This window comes from Candidatus Cardinium hertigii, from assembly GCF_003788695.1.
Genome location: NZ_RARA01000026.1, coordinates 146937 through 166954 on the forward strand (window position 1 = coordinate 146937; position 20018 = coordinate 166954).

13 protein-coding genes and 1 tRNA gene are annotated in these 20018 nt (G+C 35.9%); 6 read left to right on the top strand and 8 right to left on the bottom strand.

Annotation, left to right across the window (positions count from 1 at the left end; genetic code table 11):
* The 3 genes from EDM02_RS04475 to EDM02_RS04485 form a co-directional block, all read right to left on the bottom strand.
* Positions 1–1312, bottom strand: a 1312-nt coding sequence (locus EDM02_RS04475; RefSeq protein WP_221179607.1) for an Ig-like domain-containing protein, incomplete at its 3' end; no start/stop codon positions are given.
* A gap of 25 nt (positions 1313–1337) precedes the next feature.
* A tRNA-Ala gene (locus tag EDM02_RS04480) sits at positions 1338–1411 on the bottom strand.
* A 59-nt stretch (positions 1412–1470) separates the two neighbouring features.
* Positions 1471–2973, bottom strand: coding sequence for a glycine--tRNA ligase (locus EDM02_RS04485; protein WP_123663411.1), 1503 nt, complete (start codon positions 2971–2973; stop codon positions 1471–1473).
* 361 nt (positions 2974–3334) lie between these two features.
* On the opposite strand from EDM02_RS04485, the gene EDM02_RS04490 reads away from it, so the two are divergent.
* Entirely contained in the window at positions 3335–4093 is a 759-nt protein-coding gene (locus tag EDM02_RS04490; RefSeq protein ID WP_184891147.1) for a UDP-2,3-diacylglucosamine diphosphatase, read from the top strand.
* Between the two features lie 38 nt (positions 4094–4131).
* Complete coding sequence (gene mreB / locus EDM02_RS04495) at positions 4132–5163, top strand: rod shape-determining protein (RefSeq protein ID WP_123663415.1); 1032 nt, start codon at positions 4132–4134, stop codon at positions 5161–5163.
* A gap of 28 nt (positions 5164–5191) precedes the next feature.
* On the opposite strand, the gene EDM02_RS04500 is transcribed toward mreB, so the two are convergent.
* The 5 genes from EDM02_RS04500 to recG all read right to left on the bottom strand — a co-directional run bounded on the left by EDM02_RS04500 (position 5192) and on the right by recG (position 13605).
* Entirely contained in the window at positions 5192–7045 is a 1854-nt protein-coding gene (locus tag EDM02_RS04500; protein ID WP_123663416.1) for a DNA topoisomerase IV subunit B, read from the bottom strand.
* Between the two features lie 56 nt (positions 7046–7101).
* Positions 7102–7923 (bottom strand): hypothetical protein, encoded by an 822-nt coding sequence (locus EDM02_RS04505; RefSeq protein WP_123663418.1) that lies wholly within the window; start codon positions 7921–7923, stop codon positions 7102–7104.
* A 161-nt stretch (positions 7924–8084) separates the two neighbouring features.
* Positions 8085–9209, bottom strand: a complete 1125-nt coding sequence (locus EDM02_RS04510; protein WP_123663420.1) for a hypothetical protein — start codon at positions 9207–9209, stop codon at positions 8085–8087.
* A 729-nt stretch (positions 9210–9938) separates the two neighbouring features.
* On the bottom strand, positions 9939–11450 hold the full coding sequence (locus EDM02_RS04515) for a carboxypeptidase M32 (RefSeq protein WP_123663422.1): 1512 nt from the start codon (positions 11448–11450) through the stop codon (positions 9939–9941).
* A 58-nt stretch (positions 11451–11508) separates the two neighbouring features.
* Complete coding sequence (gene recG, locus EDM02_RS04520) at positions 11509–13605, bottom strand: ATP-dependent DNA helicase RecG (protein WP_123663424.1); 2097 nt, start codon at positions 13603–13605, stop codon at positions 11509–11511.
* 320 nt (positions 13606–13925) lie between these two features.
* Between recG and EDM02_RS04525 the strand changes: the two genes are divergently transcribed.
* The 4 genes from EDM02_RS04525 (at position 13926) to EDM02_RS04540 (ending at position 19575) form a co-directional block, all read left to right on the top strand.
* A complete protein-coding gene (locus EDM02_RS04525; protein WP_123663426.1) occupies positions 13926–14480 on the top strand; it encodes an FtsL-like putative cell division protein in 555 nt (184 codons plus the stop codon).
* Between the two features lie 18 nt (positions 14481–14498).
* Positions 14499–16622 carry a penicillin-binding protein gene (locus tag EDM02_RS04530; RefSeq protein ID WP_123663428.1) on the top strand — a complete coding sequence of 708 codons (2124 nt, stop codon included), beginning with the start codon at positions 14499–14501 and terminating at the stop codon, positions 16620–16622.
* Complete coding sequence (locus EDM02_RS04535) at positions 16619–18073, top strand: UDP-N-acetylmuramoyl-L-alanyl-D-glutamate--2,6-diaminopimelate ligase (RefSeq protein ID WP_123663430.1); 1455 nt, start codon at positions 16619–16621, stop codon at positions 18071–18073. Before EDM02_RS04530 ends, EDM02_RS04535 begins: the two co-directional genes overlap by 4 nt.
* A gap of 389 nt (positions 18074–18462) precedes the next feature.
* Positions 18463–19575, top strand: coding sequence for a hypothetical protein (locus tag EDM02_RS04540; RefSeq protein ID WP_123663432.1), 1113 nt, complete (start codon positions 18463–18465; stop codon positions 19573–19575).
* Positions 19576–20018: the final 443 nt, after the last annotated feature.

Here is a 20018-nt window from a genome sequence, read left to right on the forward strand (position 1 = left end):
TTATAGTTAATTTGCTTCTATCTGCATTCCACTCCAGCTCATCTTCCTTAAGCGCAATTTTTTTCTGGTTTTTGCATTCAAAATAGAGTAATTCTTTCTTTACTTCTTTAATCGGTTTCTGAAACAAGATCGATTCTTTAAAAGCAGGTAACACAGAGGGAAGCGACCGTCGTTCCGGACCCAGGTGTAAGCCTACTTGCGCAGCCGTTGACTTACCGCTCTTGAAACTGATATCCATATCTTTTTCTAATACCATATGCAAAGCGTCTTCGGCAATTACCTTAACTTTAAGCGATTCTCCTTCTAACAAATGAAACGTATTAAAAATAGAAATGAGTTTAGGAGATTTTTCTGAAAGTAAACTATATATTTGCGGTTTTCCCTTAATGCCTAAGGTTTGGAGCGCTACAAGTTGATATTTTTCTATAGCCTTGTTAAAGACAATTTCACAAAATCCCTGTTGGGGAACATTTTTTATGTGCTTAAAATCACGTACATCAGATTCTATAAGACCCAATTCAATATCTTCTTTAGAATCATTTAAATCAATGGGGTCCTTTAAAAATCCATATTTATCCTTTTCATAATCAATTTCATGTTTATCGCTCTTTCCAGTAGTAGCACGTATATAATACTTACCCAATCGTATATGATTTATAACAAAATTCCCATGTTTATCAGTTGTAGTATAATAATCTGGACCACTTTTTTCTTGCCATTCTTTAGTATTTTGCTTTTCCTGCCATTCTTTAGGATCTCGTTCCGCATTATACAGATAGACGCTCACTTCTCCTACTGGCTTATTGGTTAATAGTTCTTTTATTTTTCCCTTAGCCGTAATAGGGTCTATGAAAGCACCGGTACTAAAAGTTAACACCGTATTGATGGCTTTAGTACCCTCATGCGTATCCTTAACCATATCATTAAAATGCATAGAATAAGTCGTGTTGGCTTTTAAAGGGGCATTAAGTTTAATCACTAACGTTTCTCCATTTATTTTATAGCTATAGGGCCGTTTTTTTGCCGGTTTATCTAGCTTAGGTATGATCAGTAGCTTACTATAAGGATTATCTACAGCAATTTCTTTATCAAAGATAAGGCGTATCTTATTGCCCTTAAAATTTGTTGCTTCATTTTCTGGAAAAGAATGCACTAGCTTAGGAGGCGTCTCATCAGGGGGGCCGCCTTGCGGTTCTTCTACTGCAACACAAGAAAAAATTAATAATGGAATGAATAACAGCATTATAAACCCATCACGCCAAAAAGACTTATATAATCGTGAAAGAGAAAATAAGGAGATGAATGTAAGCATAGCGCAAGATATAAGCTTTATCGGGTGGAGAATGGGGGATTCGAACCCCCGACCTTCTCGATGCCATCGAGACACTCTAGCCAACTGAGCTAATCCCCCAAGATACATAAGGTCGTTTACAACTATACTACTATTTTAGAAATAAGTCAAATATTGCCTTACTTTCTCAGTTGCAACAACAGTGATTTTATACTGGTTGTACTATGTAAAAAGTTTACTATATCAGCAATAGCCATGCGATTTTGTACCATATCATCTCGTTCACGTATCGTAACCGTTGCATCTTCTAAGGTTTGATGATCAACGGTAATGCAATAAGGCGTTCCTATAAGATCCTGCCGAGCATAACGCTTGCCAATAGATGAAGTGGCCTCATACATAAGAGGAAAATCATATTTTAGCTGATCAAACAGCTCGAGCGCTTTTGCTTCTAGCCCATCTTTTTTTACCAATGGAAAAATCGCTGCTTTAACAGGTGCCAATGGAAAGGGAAGCTTTAAATAGGTTCTGGCCTTATGCCCCTCCTTTCCCTCTTTTTCTTGTATAAAAGCATTACTAAGCAGCATTAATACCAGACGATCAAGACCTGCCGAAGTTTCTATAACATAAGGCGTATAGCTTTTCTTCCACTCAGGGTCAAAATACTGTAATTTCTTTTTAGCATACTGTTCATGGTTGCTAAGGTCAAAATCTGTTCTAGAATGGATACCTTCTACTTCTTTAAACCCGAAAGGGAAGGCATATTCGATGTCAACTGCAGCTGCAGCATAGTGAGCCAATTGTTTATGGGGATGTATATTAATTTTTTCATTACTAATACCCAACGTATTATACCAGGCCTGGCGATTTTCTTTCCAATAATCAAACCACTCTTTTTCCGTTCCGGGTTGAATAAAAAACTGCATTTCCATTTGCTCAAACTCACGCATGCGAAAAGTAAATTGGCGCGCTATAATTTCATTGCGAAATGCTTTACCAATCTGTGCAATGCCAAAAGGAATTTTCATCCGTACCGTTTTTTGTACATTCAAAAAATTGACAAAAATGCCTTGTGCGGTCTCAGGACGTAAGTAAATAGTTGTCGCATCATTTTGAGCGCCCACTTGCGTAGAAAACATTAAGTTAAATTGACGTACAGGCGTCCAATTGGCTGTTTTAGAAAGTGGACATACAATAGCAAAAGATTGAAGCAGTTGATCTAACCCAGATAGATTAGCCGTTTGTAAACAGCTTTCCATTTCTGCAATTAATGCTTTTGCTTGTGTACCTTTTTTTTGCTCTACCAATTGTGCTGCGTGCGCTTCTAGGAGCAGATCCACCCGATACCGTTTTTGAGAATCCCTATTATCTACCATTGGATCTGTAAATCCATCTATATGGCCAGAAGCCTGCCAAGTAGTAGGGTGCATCATAATTGCGGTATCAATTCCCACAATATTTTGGTTTAACTGGGTCATACTCTGCCACCAAAAATTTTGCACATTGCGTTTTAATGCCACACCATAAGGACCATAATCGTAAACAGCCTGTAAGCCATCATAAATTTCACTAGAGGGATATATAAAACCAGAGGCCTGGGCATGGGCAATCAATGCTTTAAAAAAAGTATTGGATTGGTTATTATTGATTGGGTTATGTAAATTGGCAGTCGCGGTACGCATCTGTTATTAAGGGTAAGGTTATCATGCAAAGGGCTTATTTGTTTTCCTAATGCAAATTTAATACTTTTATTTATTCTTTTTATTGAAAATCTTTTTAAGAAACAAAATAAGTTAACATCCAAAATAATTTTATCATGGTACGCAACTCGATTGTGTAGTTACTTTCAAAAGCTATAACGGTGGAGGTTTTTGCTATCTGCCCTAAAGCTTATGGTACAAGCCGTAGAAATTATCCCCTATGCCTGTGTTTATTGAAATAGCCAGCAAAATCTAGCCAAAGAGCAAGTGTGCCATTAAAAAATTAAAATAAAAATAGCAGATATAAATATAAGATATAGATTATAGTTACAGAAAAACAGATTTGATACAAATAGCAGAATTGCAAAAGAAGAAGAAAATATTTTTTATATCGGATTTGCATCTACCTCTTCAATTTAGCGGCTCAGCTAACGCTACTGAGCAGGAGGATAAGGTATTGGCTTGGCTAGACTACATAAAACCAAAAACGCACGCCCTATTTTTATTAGGAGATATCTTTGACTTTTGGTTTGAGTATAAATTCCTTGTTCCTAAGGGTGCCATACGATTGCTTGTAAAACTTTTGGAGTTTCATAAAGCACAAATCCCTGTATATTTTTTTTTAGGTAATCATGATTACTGGTGTATAGATTATTTAACACAAGCTTGTGGTGTACAGTTATTTAAAAAACCCGAATCCATTACTATTTGTAACCAATCTTTTTTAATTGGACATGGCGATACGTTTAACCCTAATCCCTATCACGCTATATTCTATAGATGGTATCATAGTGCTTTTTTACAATCTCTTGCAAGAACCGTTCCAGCTGATTGGCTTTATGGCCTAATACACCGATTTGTCCTAAGAAAAAATCCTATTAGAAATAATTCGGTTTTCGAAAAAAAGGACCGTATATTTAAGTACTGTCAAGAACAGATAGAGCCTTTTGTGCATCACGACTTTTATATATTTGGTCATATGCATGCGCCAATTATAAAAGTGTTAAATGATTCAAGCTATTATTACAATATTGGAGACTGGGTCTCCCACTATACCTATGCTTGTTTTGACGGTTTAGCGCTTTCATTGCTCAATTTTTAAAAAACAAACATCAACGTATCAATCTGTTAAATATACCAATGGGATTTCGTAGTTATTTTTATAGAGATATTGCTGTTGATTTAGGCACAGCGAATACTTTAATCATACAAAATGACAAAATTGTTGTAGATGAGCCCTCTATTATTGCCATAGATCGGAATACAAGTAAGATGATAGCAGTAGGAAAAGTTGCTATGCAAATGCATGAAAAAACACATGATACGATCAAGACCATCAGACCGCTTAAGGATGGTGTAATTGCAGACTACCATGCAGCAGAATTGATGATCCAAGGTATGATCAAAATGTTACATAAAAAAAAGATCTGTTTTTTTACCCCATTTTTTAATACCATTATTATCTGTATACCATCTGGTACAACCGATGTAGAAAAAAGGGCAGTACGGGACTCCGCTGCGCATACAGGGGCTAAAGAGGTATATATGATTTATGAACCTATTGCGGCTGCTATAGGTATAGGTGTGAATATTGCAGATCCTGTTGGCTGTATGGTTGTCGATATTGGGGGTGGAACAACGGAAATAGCCATTATATCTTTGGCCGGAATTGCCTGTAATCAATCCATTAAAGTAGCAGGAAATGCTTTTAATATGGATATATTAGACCATATGCGGAAGCAGCACAACCTACTTATTGGAGAACGTACTGCCGAACAAATTAAGCTAACCATAGGGGCAGTTTGGACTGATTTAAATGATCCTCCGCCTGACTATGCGGTATATGGAAAAGACCTACTAACGGGCATTCCTAAAATCATATCGGTTAGCTATAGGGCAATAGCTACTGCTTTAGAAGAATCAATTTCTAAAATTGACAATGCCGTCCTCAAGGCATTGGAAATGGCTCCTCCTGAATTAGCTTCTGATATTTACAAAAATGGCATTCATTTGGTAGGTGGGGGGGCTTTACTGCGCGGTTTAGATAAACGTTTACATAGCATCACCAATCTTCCTGTGCACATTGCAGAAGACCCGCTACAAGCGGTAGTGCGTGGAACGGGTATTGCATTAAAAAACAAAGAAATCTATAGAAGTGTACTGATGGGTTAGACGCAAATAGTCTACTTCCATAGCCTTATTAAATACTGTGTATACTTTCTTCTATTCTAAGGTTATGAATGATAAAATCTCGCCTTTCCGGCGTGTTTTTACCCATATAAAAGGTCAATAATTCTTGTAAAACGATATGAGTAGATAAAGTTATGGGAACCAATCGAATATGCTCTCCTATAAAATAGGCAAACTCATCCGGAGATATCTCTCCTAGTCCCTTAAAACGGGTAATTTCAACTTGCGTTCCAAGTGATCGTATAGCAGCTATTTTTTCTTGTTCGTTGTAACAATAACGGGTGATTTTTCTATTACGTACCCTAAAAAGAGGTGTTTCCAGGATATAAAGATGGCCATTATGAACCAATTCTGGAAAAAACTGTAAAAAATAGGTCAATATAAGCAATCTTATATGCATGCCATCTACATCAGCATCTGTAGCCATTACAATTTTATTGTAACGCAATCCATCAGATCCATTGGCAATATTTAAGGCATGTTGTAGTAGATTAAGTTCCTCATTTTCATAAACTAACTTTTTAGATTGCCCAAAACAATTTAAAGGTTTTCCGCGCAAAGAAAATACGGCTTGTGTTTCAACATTACGAGATTTAGTAATAGAACCACTTGCAGAATTACCCTCTGTAATAAAAATAGTACTTTTGTCACTATTGAGATGTTTAGAAGTATAATGGACATGGCAATCCTTTAGTTTCTTATTATGCAAATGAACTTTTTTGGTCTTTTCATGTACCAATCGTTTGATACCTGCTATTTCTTTGCGCTCGCGCTCAGACTGCAGAATACGTTTATGTAAAATTTCTGCTACTGTAGGGTTTTTATGTAAAAAATTATCTAGCTCGCTTTTGATAAAATCCATAACAAAACTACGAACGCTGGGCCCCTCAGGCCCTATCAGTAGTGAGCCAAGCTTTGTTTTAGTTTGGGATTCAAAAATAGGTTCTTGCATCTTAATAGCCAGTGCAGCTACGAGTCCCCCACGTATATCACTTGCCTCAAATTCTTTTTTATAAAACGCTCGTATAATTTTTACCATTGCTTCTTTAAATGCATGTAAATGTACGCCTCCTTGAGAGGTGCACTGTCCATTTACAAAGGTATAATAGACTTCACTGGAGAGGCTACGATGATGCGTTATAGATAGTTCTATATCTTGTTTTTTTAAATGAATGATGGGGTAAGCAATGGCTTCACTATCTGTTCTAGCCTGTAACAAATCCAAAAGACCATTTTTGGAATGATATTTTTTACCATTTAGCAATAAAACAAGGCCTGTATTTAAAAAAGTGTAATTAGCTATTTGTGCTTCTATAAATTGGGGAACAAAAGCAAATTGCTTAAAAATAGTAGGATCTGGCCTAAATACAATATGTGTTCCATTTGGCTCATGGGTAGCCGTAATAGGCTCCTCTTCTATCAATAAACCAGCAGTAAAAGTAGTTGACTTGGTCAAACCATCTCGAAAGGATTGCACCCTACAATATTCCGAAAGCGCATTAACTGCTTTTATGCCCACCCCATTTAAACCTACAGATTTTTGAAAAGCCTTGCCATCATATTTACCTCCCGTATTAATTTTAGCCACACAGTCTATTACTTTTCCTAATGGAATACCTCTACCAAAATCTCGAACAGAAACTTCATGATCAGTTATTTTTATTTCAATTTTTTTGCCATGGCCCATTATAAACTCATCTATACTATTGTCCATAACCTCTTTAATAAGTATATAAATGCCATCATCTGGTGCACTACCATCACCCAATTTTCCGATATACATACCCGGGCGCAACCGAAGATGCTCCTGCCAGGCCAAAGAACGGATATTGGCTTCTGTGTAATGAGGAGTAGTTGTATGCATGTACTAATGTTTTTTATCGTAAAATGTAAAATATGCTTTGCTTTTTAAGCATAGACCTAGACCTCATTAATGATTTTATCTATCTCTTGCAGTGTATTTTTGTATTGAGCTTTAGCTTGTTTATACGATTGCATAGCCATTTGCCTCCTTTTAAAATGTTGCACTAGAGTATTGTAATGATTTTGTGCAGCATTGTATGCTTCCTTTGTTTTACTACACTGCTGCTTTTCCTTAGACTTAGGTCGTGCCTGGATTTCGCAATTCAATGTTATTAACATTGACCTATTTACGTTTAACTGTTCCTGTATTTTACAAATACTTTGCTTTTGTGCTTCACGCTCTTGTTCTATTCCCTTTAGATTTTTCCTTCCTAAGGAGGCATGCGGCTCATTTAAAATTTCCTCCGAATCCGAATCAGATTCTAGATTATCTTCTTCTATTTTTTTCAATTGCTTCTTAAGGCAATTAGTTAATTCCGCTTTTTGCGTATTGTACCTTTTCTCTATAACCTGAGACTTTACATTTGCATTATGGTATTTTTTTTTGATTGCATTACCAATGATTTCTAATTTTTTTATTTCTTGTTGCTTAGTAAATGTTAGTTCTTTGAAGGTTGATTTACTTGCTTTATACGCCTGTTCTGCATCAGCTAATTTATTTTTGCTTACTGCAAGTTGTCTTTTTAGATCAACGCATGCTGCTTTTTCTTCTTTATACTGTAGTTTTTGGCTGTAGTATGCATTAAATTGCCTTAATACTAGCTCTTTACTAGGAGCATTATTTTTGTTGTCCATGCCTAATGTATTGGCTGCTTTACTACATCCAGCTAATGCTAATGTAGAAAATAAAAAGATAGCTGTTTGAATTTTATGCTTCATCTGTTATAGTAAGTTTCGTGTAACGTGAGTTATATTATATTAAGTGCATGAACATAAATAAGCTGATCTATTCACGCATATTTCCGAAAAATTTTAATTGCAATTTACAACATGCTTAAAGGTAACTATTGCGTTTTACCATATACTTGCTCTTGCTAACATTATACTTCTTCATCACTGTCTGATAAATTAATTGCTATTTCTTCGTATGAAGACCTGCTTTCCGTATCACTATCTGAGAATGAGTCTAATTCATCCTTTATATAACGCTTGAATAGACTGCGGTCTCGTTCGTAGTCTGGTTTTATACTATTATTGTGTATTTCTTCATTACGTAATGAGTTATCAATCTCCTTCATCCGTTCTTTTATGGAATTTAACGTTCCTTCATGTTTTGTACATGTATTTTTCATCTTTCTTACGTCTTCTTGGGCTATCCTGACCTCTTGTTCTCTGTCGCCTAATGTTTCTAAGTAGGCATTAAACTGATCCCCTGCGTTTTTGAGCGTGTCTTCACTTTTCTTATGCTCTACAAGATATTTTTTAAACTGATTTTCGATTGATAGAATGTCATTCATATTATTTATTGCTTCATGACACGATTCTTTTTGTAGGGTAACCGAATTGGATAGTGCTGATGCTGATGCTATATACTCCATTTTATTTGTAACAAAATTTCTTATTTCCTCCAGTTTTTCTTTAAACTGCTTACCTTGCTCCTCGACACTAGTACGTGCTTCCAGCTCTTGTAAACTTTTTTCTATACATTGTTTCTTTTGTTGTTCATATAGTGCCAATGCTTGATTTTCTTGTGTAGTGGTATGTTGAAGGGACTGTTGTGCCCTTTCGAGTGCTCTCTCGCTTTGTATACGCTTATTATCTATATCAACCTTTTGTTGTTGGATTTTATCCAGATCATTCTGGAGATTAGCTAATACTCTTGTACTTTTTTGATAGTTTGCGTGGTGTTCCCAGTATGAACTCCATAGTTGCATCAAAGCAGTCTTTTTAAGAGTCGTTACGTTATTCAATGATTGTGGCACATGCCTATCCTCAATCAGGCAGTTCGCTGCTTTTTGCGTATTCGTTATTCTGCTAAAAGGCGACCTTTTATTTTTACTTGATTCTGCCGTATTACTTTGGCTTATTGCTATTTGGCTCACTGCTCTTTTACGAGATAGAGACTGTTGGTTTGTTTTTATCATCTTATTTTCTGTTTTACTGCATCCAGCTAATGCTAGCGTAGAAAATACAAAGGATATAAATGTTTGAATTGTATTTTTCATTTTTTTATACTATTTTAAGGTAAAAGGTTGACAGTAAAACAGTAATAAGTGGTGAGATTTAGCCATAGGGTGCAATCTATGCTTATGCTTACTACTGACTACTGCTTTAGTATTATATTCGCTACCATTTCTAGCCTATACACCCCTATTACACGTTTTACAGCCTAGCACTAGGGGAATAACGCTTTTGATGGATACTTTACTCACGCTCACTCAGCATCCATGTTAAAACATTTCTGAAAGCGTATTGCAATATTATGGAAAAATATAATATGATCCAAATTTTTACAGCTCCTTACAAAGGAAGGCTTATAATGAGGAACGTATGTATTCAAATTTTTAGCGTAGTCCAGTTCTGAACAATGCGCTTTACGATAAAAATGCGCCTTGAACTAAGCTGCGATTAGAAAATTACTGTATGGAAGCGATAAGAAAAGCAACTTGTTTAAGCCCTAGGCCTATGGCCTGGGCGAGTTTTGCTTTTTCGCTTTTATACAGTAATTTTCAGCAGGTTAGTTCCCAGCGCTTGATTTTTTTTAGCTACTTTTTGTGATCAAGCAAAAAAAGTAGCTTTAAATTTGCATCAAACCTTGCTGCTTCTTAAAATCTTGACTACTGCCTCATGGCCATAATATTACTATAATAGGGCAAACAGGTGAACGGAATTAATTTTTTCGAAAAAAGCATTAATTTTTAGAAATTACACACTATATACTAGAGGCATTATTATCACTGATTAATAAGATCTATATATTTTTTAGTTATATAATCTTTATAGAATTGTGTAGATATGGAGTGGCCTGTAACACGTTTTATACTTTGTTCCGCATTATACATTCTACCAAACCGATGGATATGTTCCCATAACCAGTTGTTCATAAAAGTAAATGATCCAGCAGCTACTTTTGATTCCCAATCTGGAAAAGACTGTTCAAAAGTGCTAAAATATTGCGCTGCATAGATATTTCCAAGTGCATAAGTTGGAAAGTAACCAAAAGAACCAGAAGCCCAATGAATATCTTGTAAGCAGCCTTCTGCGTCGTTTCTAGGTATAATACCCAAATATGCTTCCATTGTAGTATTCCATATATTTGGCACATCTGATATAGTAATGGTTCCTTCTATCAATTGTTTTTCCAGTTCAAATCTGAGGATAATATGCAATGGATAAGTTACTTCATCAGCATAAATGCGGATATAAGAAGATTGAATATGGTTTATGTGTTGGTAAAAATTAGAAAGCGACAAAGACTTAAGCTGAGGAAACGCTTCTTGAAACTTAGGATACATGTAGTTCCAAAAGGGCAAAGACTTACCAACCATTACTTCCCACCATCTAGATTGACTTTCATGCAACCCCATAGAAGCGGATTGACCAGCAGGCGTAGCCCACTCTTCTTTAGGAAGACCCAATTCATAAAGTGCATGGCCACCCTCATGTAAAACAGCAAAAATATTCTCCAATAATCCATTATCAAAGTTAGTGGTTAACCTTACATCAGAAGGGTGAATCCCGGTACAAAAAGGATGAGCAGAACCATCCAATCTACTATTTTCATTACCAATACCCATGGTTTCCAATAGTAAATAATTAAATTTCATTTGATCTTCTTGCACAAAAGCATGGTTAAAGTATGCCCTATAAGGACTCCCTTTGCCATTGGTTTTTTTTACAATAGCAGACAAAAAACCAGTTAAATCGCTAAAAAGGGTAGATAAAACAGAGGCTGTTACACCTGGTTCATATAAATCAATCAAAGCATCATAAGGACTCTCCACGTAACCCAGCAAGCTTGCTTGTTCTCGATTAAGCTCTACAACTTTTTGCAACCACGGACTAAATAACGCAAAATTAGATAACTGTCTAGCCTGTTTCCATACTTCCGTTGCGGTAGTTGTAACCGTATAATATGTTTTAACAAAACTTTGAGGCAACTTAATCATCCGCCTAAAGTCTTTGGTCCATTCCTTTAGATTGGCTTTCTCGATTAAGGTCAATCCTTCCTCTTCTACCCTAAGTTTTCCTGTATTAATATCAACCATTTGTTCTAATGCCTCTCGGTACGCGCTACTAGTTGCTTCTGCATGTGCCAAGCCAGCAATATAAGCAAGTTGCTTGGCCCGTATCTCAACCGCACCCGAAGGCATATATGTATTTTGATCCCAATGTAAAAGCTTCTCTACCTGACGTAGCAGCTGAATGTAGCTAAACTTTTCTAAAAATTTTTTATATAAGGTCATCAGCTCTAAATATGTATTATTAATGATTTAATATAGTATAATTCAGCAAAAAAGATGTTTATCCGATCATATCCCAACTACCTATTTTGGCAATTAATCTAGCATATTCCTGGCAAATTGGCAAATTAAGGGGATGTTGAAAATCTGGATCTTGTTGAATAATATTTTTGGCTGACTTACGTGCTGCCTCTAAAATATTAACATCTGTTGATAGATCAGCTATTTTTAAATTTAAAATACCACTCTGTTGCAAACCCATTAAATCTCCTGGGCCACGAAGTTTTAAATCTAGCTCTGCTATTTCAAAGCCATTATTGGTTTTAATCATCGTTTCAATCCGCGCCTTGCCTGCTTTGTTTAAACGATAGTCCGTCATCAACATACAATAGGACTGTTCGCCACCACGTCCCACCCTTCCCCTCAATTGATGCAGTTGGGAGAGCCCAAACCGCTCAGCGCTCTCTATAACCATAACAGTCGCATTGGGTACATTTACCCCCACCTCTATAACGGTTGTGGCCACTAATATATGCGTTTCATTTTTTAGGAAACGTTTCATTTCTATATCTCTAGCCATACTATCCATTTTACCATGTACTATTCCAACGGGAATATCCGGAAAAGCCCTAACCACACTTTCATAGCCTGCCAAAAGGTTTTGATAATCCAATACAGCAGATGCTTCAATAAGCGGATAAACCATATATATCTGCCTACCTAGTGCCAATTGCGCTCTTAAAAGCTGAAAAACTTTTAATCGAGAATTTTCGTAATAATGTTGTGTTTTAATAGGTTTTCTTCCTGCTGGCAACTCATAAATAGTAGAAAGATCTAATTCGCCATAAAAAGTCATTGCTAACGTTCTGGGAATAGGAGTAGCTGTCATAATCAGTATATGTGGTGCATAATCTTTATTTTTAGTTAAAAGACCAGCACGTTGTGCTACACCAAAACGATGTTGTTCATCTATCACAAAAAAGCCTAGTTCCTTAAAAATTACGCCTTCACTAAGCAAAGCATGGGTACCTACTATAATATGTAATATACCTGCTTGGAGTCTGTATAAAATATGCTCTTTTTCTTTCTTTTTGGTATTTCCTGTAAGAAGGGCAATATTCAAATGTAACTGTTGTGCAAAAATATAAAAACGTTCGTAATGTTGTTTAGCCAAAATTTCAGTAGGGGCCATAATAGCTACTTGACCCTGACTACCCATTACTATTAACATAGCTATAAAAGCAACAATTGTTTTACCACTTCCCACCTCACCTTGTAAGAGCCTGTTCATCTGCTTGCCAGAAGCTAGATCACGATATATATCCCTAATGCTTTTTTTCTGACCATTGGTTAAATTAAAGGGTAAATGATTGTGATAAAATGTATGTAATAGAGCTAAATCCTGAAACGCTTTACTGGCTTGCTTTTCCATACGCCGCTGCTTTATTTTGAGAAATTTAAGCTGAATATAAAATAATTCTTCAAATTTGAGCCGCCGCTGGGCTTGTTTTAACATCTGTTGGCTACTTGGTAAATGAATATTTTTAAAAGCCTCTTGCAAGGAAATTAATTTATAATGTGTCAACAGATAAGCGGGAAGGGTTTCTTTTATATCTCCACCCACTTGATCCAATAATTTTTTTTGCCAAGTAAAAATAGCTTTAGCATCTAGTTGGTTTTTTCTTAGTCTTTCTGTACTATGGTATAAGGGAAGTTGGCAAGGCTTCTTATGTTGATGGCTAATAACGGCGGTTATTTCTGGATGAACCAGTTGGTTATAACCAGACGATAGGAAAATAGGTTTGCCCCAAATGCGATAGCGTAAATGGGGTTGTATTTTTTTTATAACCCAAGAAAAATTTTGAAACCATATGAGTTCTATTTGTCCTGTTTCGTCTTCAAAAAGTGCTATGAGCCTTTTTTTACCTTTTTCTATCTTTTGTAATTTTTTAATATATCCTTCTAATTGTACACCATGTGCACCAGAAATAGTAGGGTGCAGTGCTGCAATAGTGGACCGCTTGCTTCTGTCTTCATAGCGAAATGGATAATGTTTTAAAAGGTCCTCGTAAGTACTTATCCCCAGTTCATCCTTAAGTAGTTGTGCTTTATCTAGGCCTGTAAGCAATGTTATACTTTTAGAAAAAAAAATATTCATAACGTTTTTCTTCTAATGCTTCTAATGCTTCTAATGCTTCTAATGATTTTACTTGTCCACACCTTTTAACCCCTTACTTAATAATCATAATTTATTAAATAGAAGAATATTTAATTTTTATTACCTTGTGGATTTGTGGAAAACATAAGTTAAGAATAACTTGTGGAATATATAAGTATACATTTTTCTGCTTATTTATTAGCTAATAATCTGAATATCAGTTTATATATTTACATAAACCCATGCGTATAGTAGAAGCTGTGGAAAAAAGGTGTATAATTGCATGCTTAATAACTTTGTGTATATCCCTAGTCTAACGGTTGTTATTTCTATTGGATCCCTCTATTTTTTTTAGTAAATCGCATCAGGAGATAAAAAAACAAGCTATTTGTGGAAAGATTTGTGGAAAATCCCAACTCTGTCTTTTTACCGAGAAAGGGTTGCATCCATTTGAAAAACCATTATATAAAAACTGGATAAAAATGAGAGAAAATATATATAAACCCATTAAAAAAATAACTTTATTTGGCCGGTTAGAAAAAATATTATGTCTGAATAATGCATTTCTAGAAAAGCTGTCTACCTACTATCTTTATCGCTTACTATATCTCTTTTTTTTGGGGTTGCTTTATATTTGGAATGCCCATTACCATGAAAAAGTACTCCATCAAATAAATCAATTACAACCGGTAGTAGATGGATTACGCGTAAAATATATGAGGTGGCAGTCTAGTTATATATTTAGTAGTAAACAATCAGAAGTGGCTAAACGGGCTGCTCTTTTGGGAATTTATGAGAGCAAAGTGCCCCCTTATAGAATTAAAATTAAAAAATCCACAGATCCACAGATAAAAATCACAAACATACATTCGTAGGTATAAACTTATAGAAAAGTGCTATTTACTAAGGAAATTTTATTACGTGCTAGAATAATCTTACTTGCTATTGTACTTTTTATGCTTGCCATTATAGGGAAAATAGCTAACCTGCAATTTTTAGAAGGGGATAAATGGCGTAACCGTGCTAAAATTGCACAATTGGCATATAAACCTATTTTAGCATCTAGGGGAAATATTTATGCTGATAATGGAGCTTTATTAGCGACGTCTCTTCCTTTTTATACCGTTGCTTTGGACCCTACCATAGTTTCAGAAGCATCCTTTCAAGCAGGCATAGCGTTACTCAGTCAAAAGCTATCTGATTTCTATGGAGATGCTTCCCCCGAACTTTACCGAAAACGGATTACGCATGCTCGTAACAAAAAACAAAAATATATACGGATACATAAACGATATATTACGTACGAAGAAAAGAAAAAAATGCTTCAATGGCCTATTTTTAAGCAAGGTAAATTCAAAGGTGGTGTAATTTTTGAGGAACAATACAAACGGTATTATCCTTTTCAAGATTTAGCTAAGCGTGTCATTGGCATCCATAGGGTAACGCATGGATCTGGTTTAGAATATGCTTTTAATAACGAACTAAAAGGGATAGATGGACAGGCACTGTATCAAAAAGTAGTAGGGGGTAATTGGAAGCAGGTGGAAGAAAGTGCTATGGTACGTCCCATTCATGGTTATGATTTAGAAACCACCATCGATATCAATTTACAAGATGTAGCCCAAAGTAGTTTACTAGCTGTACTTGAAAAAACTACTGCTCAAAATGGCTGTGCTATTGTAATGGAAGTCTCTACGGGAGCTATTAAAGCAATGGCTAACTTGACGCGTACACAATCGGGAAAATATGCAGAAACGTATAACTATGCAGTGGGAAACCAAGGTACTGTAGAGCCAGGTTCTATTTTTAAACTGGTCTCGATGCTGGCCTTTCTGGAGGAAACAGATTTGCCGCTCACCGAAACTATCGATACGGGAAATGGAAAAGTTAAGTTCTATGATAGATGGATGTGTGATGTAAAAAAAGGAGGCCATGGATTGATTACATTGCAAGAATTATTTGAAAAATCCTCTAATGTAGGTACTGCTATGATTATTCAACAAACATTTGGTGCCAATCCTCAAAAATTTATTGACTATATCGAACAATTACATATGCACAAGCCATTGGGCATTGAACTGGCGGGGGAAGGGAAACCTTATATGATTACTCCCAAAAATAAAATGTGGAATTTAGTTACGCTTCCATGGCTTTCTATTGGCTACAATCTGCAAATAACCCCCCTTCAGGCATTGGTGCTTTACAATGCAGTAGCTAATAATGGTAAAATGGTTAAACCGATGTTTATACGAAATATAAAATCAGCCAATGGTATTGTACAAACATTTCCCACTATTGTTTTAAAGGAAAAGATTTGTTCAGACAAAACTTTGCATAAACTTCAAAACCTATTAGAAGGAACCGTAGAACGGGGTTCAGCACGATGTATTAAACATAGTTTTTATAAAATAGCTGGAAAAACAGGTACAGCAGAAAAACTGGTAAATGGAAAATATACAGATAATCATCTTACTTCATTTGCCGGTTATTTCCCAGCAGATCATCCGCGCTATAGCTGTATTATTGTGGTAGACAGCCCGCAAGGCGAACAATTTCGATTTGGTGCAGAGGTCCCAGCACCTATCTTTAAAGATATTGTAGATAGAATAGCTGGGAAAGATCTACAAGGAAGAAAGATAATAAATGAGGTAGTGCCTGCACCATCTAATGCTAATGCAGTAAATCTATCCAATACTGGTAAGACCGATGAATTAAGTTTTTTATACCAATGGCTTCAACTCCCTATACCCGGCCAGCTAAATGGAGCAGAAATGTGGGCAAACCTTACCCTTAGCCCTGCTAAAAACCATTTTCAAGCACTTAAGCTGCCAGCTCCAAAAGAGGTGCCTAATGTATTGCATATGAAATTGCGGGATGCACTCTTTTTGTTAGAAAGTAGTGGCCTAACCGTTGCCATAGAGGGAACCATCCATGGCCATGTATGTAAGCAATCACTTCCTCCTTATAAATCTATACCGGCTGATCGACAGATTATTATTACATTACAAAAACTATGAAAATGCTTCAGGTCCTTTTAAGAGGCCTCTCTATTAAAAAATTATTAGGTCCAATAGATATTCCCATAACTACCCTTTGTTTTGATAGCCGACAGGCAGTAGCCCATTCCTGTTTTGTTGCAATAGTGGGTACGCAAGTAGATGGTCATAATTACGTATCAGAGGCTATAGCAGCAGGTAGTAGCGCTATTGTGTGTGAGGAATTGGTTGAACCCATACAAGCGGATGTAACCTATATAGTTGTGGATGCTACGGATAAGGCCTTAGGGATTATGGCTGCAAACTTTTATGACCATCCCAGTAAAAAATTAAAAGTAGTAGCTGTTACAGGTACAAATGGTAAAACGACGATGGTGCACCTATTGTATAACATGGTTAAGCAAATGGGTTATAAAGCGGGTATGGTTTCTACCATATGCAATAAAATTTTAGATCAAAATTATTCCCCTAGCCATACCACTCCAGATGCGCTGCAATTACAGGCTTTTTTGCACCTAATGGTAGAAGCAGGTTGTCAATATTGTTTTATAGAAGCAAGTTCTCATGGAATTGTTCAAAATAGATTAGCTGGCGTGGACCTTCTAGGCGCTATTTTTACCAATATCAGCCATGAACATTTGGATTATCATATTGATTTCTTGCATTATATTAAAGCTAAAAAAAAACTCTTTGATACATTGCCTACAACAGCTTTTGCACTTGTGAATCAGGAAGATAAAAATAGTTCTGTTATGCTTCAGAATTGTAAGGCAAAAAAGTTTACCTTTTCTATCTGTGATCCAGCTAATTTTAGGGCAAAAATAGTTACCAATACCTTAGATGGCTTAGAATTGGAAATAGAGCAACAACAGATTTGGTTTCAATTAATAGGGGCATTTAATGCAAGCAATCTAGTAGCGGCTTATGGTGCATCACAGTTATTAGGATTGAATAGCCAGAAAAGCTTAGTAGCACTATCTGCCATTCCACCCGCTTTAGGAAGGATGAACAAAGTATATCATGGAAAAAAACAACACGTTATTATAGATTATGCCCATACACCCGATGCGCTTGAAAAGGTAATGGCTACGTTATATGCTATGCGTCCTACTACTAACAGTAGACTCTTAACCGTTATGGGCTGTGGGGGTAACCGTGATAAACAGAAAAGGGTTATGATTGGAAAAATATTAGCTGATAATAGTGATATGGCTATATTTACCAGCGATAATCCAAGGGATGAAGATCCACAGGAAATTATCAATTCGATGCAACTAGGTGTACCTGTAGCAGCACGCCAAAAAGTACTTCATATTATAGACAGGACTATGGCACTTAAAATGGCGTGTTTGTTAGCTAATGCCAATGATGTGATTTTAATAGCTGGGAAAGGTCATGAAAATTATCAAGAAATAAAGGGCGTTAAGCATTATTTTTGTGAAGAAGAGATTATTCAAGCAATTTATAAGTAAAAAAATAAACTCTAAATACTCAAGTTAAGTTAACCATTTTCTCAATGAGGGGAAAGTCGAATATTGATGACTAAGTTTAATTGTCTATTGCAACGGCCTCAATGTGTAGATGTAGAAGCCATGCGTCAAGGTTTTGCACATAAGCAAACGGAGGGAAAAAAAGCTAGCCTACAAGTATTGTAATTAGTTCCATTTTTTTGCCAATTTTTTTGTATACTCCATATATTTTTGCTATCCTACAATTACAATAGGTTGTAAAATTTATTATACTTAATTACATTTTTATTAATACTTAATTACATTGTAAAAAATTTAAAGTAAAGGATATGTTCATATTTAGCACAAAAAAATACATTTCGTTAGTTTTAGTGGCATTAGCCAAAATAAGTATGCTAGTTGGTTGCACGCAGCAGACCGTTCACATGCGTATGCCTAAACCAGAAAAGCAAGGAGAAATATTAGAACAGCAAAAAGCAAGTACGTCTATCTTCATGCAAGAAGAACCTACATTTGCTGTATTGCTCTTACATGATTTAGCGGTAGGTCCAGATCAAGCGCTTGCAGAAAAGATTTCTTATAAATTCGGAAGAGAAATGTTCATTATTCAGCCCAATCATAATTCCTCGATACAATCTTTACCTACGCGTTCCATAACGAATCAAGCGAGTGATGTATTTAATTATATTAAAGTTGAAATGAAGAAATTTTATAAAAACCCTGAAACTTTTCCATTGGCGATCATAGGCCATGGAGCAGGAGGTGTGCTGGCTTTTGAATTAGCGAAAAATTATAAAAATGAGCTTAATATTTGTGCGTTAGTTCCTGTAGGAGCTCCTTTAAATGGATACCCCTTGTTAAACAATGTAGATAAGGGATCTGAATTCATATCTGAGGCAAGCGATGGAATAAAATTGCTTGAAGGTGATTCTGCATTTTCTACGCAACTAAGTATTAGGGGTAGGAGTTGGGGTTATTCTCTGTTAAAAATTATCCCTGGGTTCGCCAGTGGAGGGACTGATTTACTTCCTGGTAGTGAATCTATTAAAAAGGTGTCTAGTTTCCTACGAGCAGGAGCTAATGGTATTCCTTGTTTACTTATTGCTGGTTATCAGAATGATTTTAAAAAATTATTCAGCGAAAAAAATTTTAATGATACACATGATCAGACGATAAAAAATTTAGAGAAGGCTTATACAAAGTTGGTTACCGGGAAGGAGGAGGAATTACATGATAATATGGTTCCCTTACGTAACCAATTGTGCAGAGGGAATAGTTTTCATGACCTTACTGAAACCGAGTTATTTAAAGATAAAGTTTATATGAAGATGCCTGAGCAGAATAATATAGAGGGATATATTTATAAAGACCTTATTCATTTTAAACAAATTATACCAATAAGTCCTGGGTTATATGAATGTAGTGGTGGTAAGGTAAAAATATTGAGTGATTGTGAACCAGCTTTAGATGATTTAGTAAAATTTATTAGGGAACATATTAGATAGTATTCTCTTCAAAACACCTATCGTTACTGCCATCAATAATGTAAGGTTTGGCCGCATTATACTTTCGCCGATTTAAGCCACTCCACTGAACGGATACAAACCTTAAGTTGACGCCATTGTCCGTTCACTTGCGTGGCAGCCATATTTTATAGATTAAAGCTACTTTTTTTGCTTGATCAAAAAAAGTAGCCAAAAAAAATCAAGCGCTGGTGAACAAAGCTATTGAAAATTTCAGCCTGAAAGCTGAAAATCAAAACTCGCCCAGGCTTGCAGCCTTGGGCTCAAACAGGTTGATTTTCTACCAGCTTTCAAACTAAAATTTTCTAATCACAGCTTTGTTCAAGGCGCGTTTTTTATAATCTTACATTATTGTACTATTTCTAATTGGTACGAGCACGGATACGCATAGGCCACATCACTGAACGGATACGTTACGTGCATGT